Below are 5,061 nucleotides of genomic sequence, written 5' to 3'. Positions count from 1 at the left end.
CAAGCCTGACCGCCTCGGCGGAAGAAACCTCGAATGCCATCCAGGAAATGGTCGCTTCCATTCAGCAAGTAGCCGGAAATGCTGAAAGCACGGCAAGTTCCGTGGAGCAGATTTCCGCTTCCATTGAAGAAATGGGACAGTCGATCAAAGGTGTAGCCGATAATGCGGCGAGCTTGACTGCCTCGGCGGAAGAAACCTCGAATGCCATCCAGGAGATGGTGGCTTCCATTCAGCAAGTAGCCGGAAATGCTGAAAGCACGGCAAGTTCGGTTGAACAAATCTCCGTATCCATTGAGCAGATGGGAAAATCGATTCGCGGCATTGCTGCAAATGCAGACCAATTGCAGCAAATCGCCGGAGATACCTCTGCATCGATTCAGCAAATAGCGGCTTCGATTGAACAGGTGGCTAACAATGCGCAAAATGTGAATTCACTTACAAGCCAGGTTCAAACGGATGCCGAAGATGGACAAAAGGCGGTTAGTCAGTCCATCACAGGAATGAAAGAAATTGCGGATGTCGTAAAACAGGCCTCTGGCGTCATGACCAATCTGGGGAAAAGCTCAGAAGAAATCGGAAGCATTATTGAAGTCATCGACGATATCGCCGAGCAAACCAACCTTTTGGCACTTAACGCCGCGATTGAAGCTGCAAGGGCGGGCGAACACGGAAAAGGATTCGCAGTTGTTGCCGATGAAGTGAGGAAGCTCGCCGAAAGAAGCGCAAAAGCCACAAAAGAAATCGCCCAATTAATCAAAGGGATTCAAAGTGAAACAACCGATGCCATCAAAGCTATCGAGATTGGTATGGTAAAAGTCGAACAAGGAAACAAATTGGCGGATGAAACAGGTGTAGCCATCGAAAAAATAGTAACTGGAGTCGAAAAAATTACGAATGAAATCAGACAGATCACTTCTGCTACCGTTGAACAGGCCAAGGGAAGCGAACTAATCGTCAAATCCGTAGGCGACTTAACCATTCAGTCAGAAATGATGACTCAGGCGACGAAGGAACAGGCCGCCGGCGTCGAAGAAGTTATCAAGGGTGTAGGGAATGCCCGTGAGCAAGTGCGTCAAATCACCGTAGCAACTGGTGAACAAGCAAAGCAAGGCAACAATATCGTAAGGGCGGTAGAAAATGTAACAAAACAGGCCGCTATGGTAACTCAGGCGACGAAGGAACAGGCCATCTCTGTAGAAGAAATCATCAAAGGTGTAGTGAACGCCCGTGAGCAGGTGCGTCAAATCACCGTAGCAACTGGTGAACAGGCAAAGCAAGGCAAAAATATCGTAAGGGCGGTAGAAAATGTAACAGAACAGGCCGCTATGGTAACTCAGGCGACGAAGGAACAGGCTGTCGGTGTTCAAGAAATTATCAAGGGGGCAGTGAACGCCCGTGAGCAGGTGCTTCAGATCACCGTAGCAACTGGCGAACAAGCTAAGCAAGGCAACAATATCGTAAGGGCGGTAGAAAATGTAACAAAACAGGCCGCTATGGTGACTCAGGCGACGAAGGAACAGGCCGTCGGCGTCGAAGAAGTCATCAAGGGTGTAGCGAACGCCCGTGAGCAGGTGCTTCAGATCACCGTAGCAACTGGCGAACAGGCAAAGCAAGGCAAAAATATCGTAAGGGCGGTAGAAAATGTAACAGAACAGGCCGCTAGGATAACTCAGGCGACGAAGGAACAGGCCATCTCCGTCGAAGAAATTATCAAGGGTGTAGTGAACGCCCGTGAGCAGGTGCTTCAGATCACCGTAGCAACTGGCGAACAGGCTAAGCAAGGCGAAAATATCGCAAGGGCGGTAGAAAATGTAACAAAACAGGCCGCTATGGTGACTCAGGCGACGAAGGAACAGGCCGTCGGCGTCGAAGAAATCATCAAGGGTGTAGTGAATACCCGTGAACAGGTGCGTCAGATTACCGCAGCCGCAGTGGAACAGGGAAAACACGGAAATGATATTGTAAACGTCGTCGAAAATGTAGCAAAGCAGGCTGCTGAAGTAACGGAAGCAACAAAATTTCAACTGAAAGAATTGGACAAGCTCGATCAGACGATTTCCTATACGGAACAGGTTGTCCAACAGAATATTCAGGACGTGGAAAGGATGGTTGGGGTTGCACGAGAATTGGCAGACCGATCCACGACAATTAATAATTCACTTCGAATAGTGCAAGCCTAACTTCCGTTCGACGGAAAGTATCAGTTCTTTATTATTCTCTAAATTGAACCATTGAGAGAGCTTTAAGGACTTTGTCAATGCGCTGCTCATATGGGAGATGTAACATTCATGAATATGGAGTTCAAAAACGAAATTCGGGATAATGATATGTGCTTAAACGATTTGGCGCAAATGATTTATGATTTTTGCGGGCTGAATTACTTGGGCAACCTTTCATCGCTTGCATCAAAAGTGTCGAAGAGACTATCCGTTCTAAATATGTCGTACTGGGAGTACACCGAATTCTTAAAAAGGAACCAGCAAGAATGGAATAACCTTGTTGAACTCATTACCAACAATGAGACCTATTTTTTTCGTGAAGAGAGCCAGCTAAATGAATTAAGGGATGCGGTTCTTCCCCAACTTCGGAATAAAGAATGTATTTGGATTTGGAGTGCCGCTTGCTCAACGGGAGAAGAACCTTACAGCTTGGCGATGACAATCGCAGAATCAGGGATTGTACCTCTGGAATCTGTACGTATCATTGCAACCGACATCAATAAAAAAGTTCTGCAAATCGCAAGACGCGGGTGGTACCATAAAAATTCGCTATGCTTCCGCCGGACTCCTAAGGAGATGTTGGATAAATACTTTATTCCGCAAGATGAAGGATTTCATATCAAGAGCTTCATAAAAGACAGGGTTGAATTCCGGTATGCGAATCTTTTAGATGATGAGGATATGGCGGCGGTCGAAAAAGTTGATATCATTTTTTGTAGAAATGTGCTTATTTATTTCGATTCCGTAACAACACGCCGGGTCGTTGCGAAATTTTACGATCGTTTAAATTCGGGCGGATTTTTATTTCTGGGACATGCTGAAACGATAACGGGCATGAACATCAATTTTGCAACAATAAATGCTCGGGCGGCATTTTATTACCAAAAAGCGGACGTTGAGAGTTCGCCATTTTGATGAGACGCCAGCTTTCGGCATTTTTATAAGGAGGCAAAGGCAATTGAATCGGTACGGTGTGCTGATCGTCGATGATTCTTCATTCATGAGGAGGGCCATCAGCCTCTTATTTGAGAAGGATCCGGATTTTTTTATCGTAGGAATCGCCCGCAATGGCCTGGAGGCAATAGAAAAGATAAAGCGTTTCAAACCGGATGTCGTTACAATGGATGTGAAAATGCCGGAAATGGACGGAATAACCGCCTTGGAACAAATCATGAAATACCATCCGGTAGCCGTCGTAATGCTGAGCACACTAACAGACGAAGGAGCGGAAGCCACTCTTTCTGCATTACAATTAGGTGCGATAGACTTCTTTTCAAAAAACTCCTTGATGAAGGATCCTGCGGAACCTAAAATCATTGACGATTTTCTGATGAGGGTAAAGGCCGCTGCCAGTGCAAAATTACCCATAAGGAACAATATTGCATCTGCAAAAGAAGCAGTGAAAGAAAAAAAGAAACCGGGCTCCGCTTCCGTTGATCTGCTCATTATCGGATGTTCCACAGGTGGACCGTCTGCCATACAATCCATTCTGCCTCGATTTACGCCGGACTTTCCGGCAGGAATTGTGGTTGTACAACATATGCCGCCCGGATTTACCAAACCTTTGGCAGACCGTTTCGATACTATTTGTAATTTAAAAGTGAAAGAAGCAGAAGATGGCGATGTTGTGATGCCAGGGATCATTTATATTGCTCCTGCAGGGTATCAAACTTTATTTCAAAAAACAAATGACGGAAAGACCATACTAAAAATTGTGCTGGATGAGAGCAAATTGTACAAGCCATCCATTGATGTTACGATTCATTCCGCATCTTTGATTTATCGCGACCGTTTATTGGTCGTTATTCTTACAGGAATGGGCACGGATGGGTTAATTGGTTGTAGTGAAGTGAAGCGGCAACGGGGTCATGTGATCGCTGAAGCTGAAGAATCATGTATCGTATATGGTATGCCTAAAGCTGTTTATGAGGCGGGGTACGCTGATCGACAAGTGTCTTTACCTAATATATATCAAGAGATTCTATCATTTATTTAGGTGGATCTCGGTCGTACATCCATTCGTATCGAACCGGTGTAACATACCTGATGGTTACAAGTCCATCACGCTCGCGGCATAGAGCTATCTCTCAACGTTGGAACGCAGGTTGATATCCGCCATCCAGACTTGATCGGGAGCATGCGCTGTGAACTGCTGATTCAGCACATCGATGATGCGCGAATTAAGGCCCAGTTCCTTCATGGTGCGGGCGGTCGTTTTCCCGGATACCAAGGACAAATAGGCAGATCATCTTCATGATTCGGTATTCATTTTTCTGTGAAAATCACCTATGTCCTAGTACCCGGAGTTAGGATTGCAAATTAACCTTCCGGATTTCTTCTTCCTCTACAAATCCTTGTTCCAAAAGTGGAGTGAGTAGATTGCGACCAGAGACGCCGTTTGCTTCGCAATCTGGGAGATGGATTGATCTTTTACATCGCGTAAGTATTAGATATAGTGTTGTTGAGCCATTGCCAGCATTCCTTTCATCTCTTTCCTATCTGTTCCGCAAATAGAAGAGTAGAGGGTTGTTTAGTTAGCTGGCAAGGCTTTTTTCATTTTCGGAAATGGTCTGCACTTTTCGATTGCCAAAGTGTGTACTTTTATTTTGCCAAACACAGGTATGCTCTCCTTATTACATGAATCCTTTCCAATCAAGTATTCTATTGCTATTGTTTACTCCCTATTGAAAATGGGTATATGTTACTAGGACAACAGGTGTATATCGCATAATAAAAGTACAGAAAATCGCAGCGTAAAAATGCAGAGCTAGCCTGCGTTTTACAAGGCGGAAAAATAAATAGGCACTTGCCAACATCACTCTATTAAGTCTACCTTGGTCTT

The 5,061-nt window shown here is 45.2% G+C and carries 3 protein-coding genes; all 3 read left to right on the top strand.

Annotation, left to right across the window (positions count from 1 at the left end; genetic code table 11):
* Nucleotides 1-2,180, top strand: a 2,180-nt coding sequence (locus AC27IT_RS27460) for a methyl-accepting chemotaxis protein (RefSeq protein WP_487092236.1), incomplete at its 5' end; no start/stop codon positions are given.
* A gap of 108 nt (nucleotides 2,181-2,288) precedes the next feature.
* Nucleotides 2,289-3,134, top strand: a complete 846-nt coding sequence (locus AC27IT_RS27455; RefSeq protein ID WP_025847142.1) for a CheR family methyltransferase — start codon at nucleotides 2,289-2,291, stop codon at nucleotides 3,132-3,134.
* Between the two features lie 43 nt (nucleotides 3,135-3,177).
* A complete protein-coding gene (locus tag AC27IT_RS27450) occupies nucleotides 3,178-4,215 on the top strand; it encodes a protein-glutamate methylesterase/protein-glutamine glutaminase (protein WP_487092235.1) in 1,038 nt (345 codons plus the stop codon).
* The last annotated feature ends 846 nt before the right edge of the window (nucleotides 4,216-5,061 follow it).

Source organism: Brevibacillus sp. YAE8, assembly GCF_057543335.1.
This window is presented reverse-complemented; position numbering and strand designations above follow the sequence as displayed.